1 protein-coding gene is annotated in these 341 nt (G+C 49.3%); it reads left to right on the forward strand.

All coding sequences use genetic code 11. From position 1 onward, the window contains the following. Positions 1-341, forward strand: a 341-nt coding sequence (locus NTD88_RS28985) for a transposase (protein WP_410017318.1), incomplete at both ends; no start/stop codon positions are given.

A 341-nucleotide genomic window follows, 5' to 3' on the forward strand; every position in this document is an offset into this window, starting at 1 on the left:
TTGTTGGAGCCTGGAGAGGCAGTCGCAGGCCTTGGTCAGATGATGAAGGCGTTGGCAGCCCGAGCGACGCGATATCGGAATAAGTTAGAAGGGCGATCAGGAACGTTATGGGAAAGCCGATATAAGTCCAGTGTGGTGCAGTCAGAGAGCTATCTGCTTGCCTGTTGCCGATACATTGAGCTAAATCCCGTGAGGGCTTGCATGGTGGATGATGCTGAAGACTATACATGGTCGAGCTACAGAGCCAGAGTTCAACTTCAACCAGGTTTTGATTGGCTGGATATTTCTGCCTGCTATTCCGCTTTGGGAGAAACTTCTGAAATACGAAAAGATCGGTATAT

This window comes from Pseudomonas sp. 20P_3.2_Bac5, from assembly GCF_025466035.1.
GTDB lineage: Bacteria > Pseudomonadota > Gammaproteobacteria > Pseudomonadales > Pseudomonadaceae > Aquipseudomonas.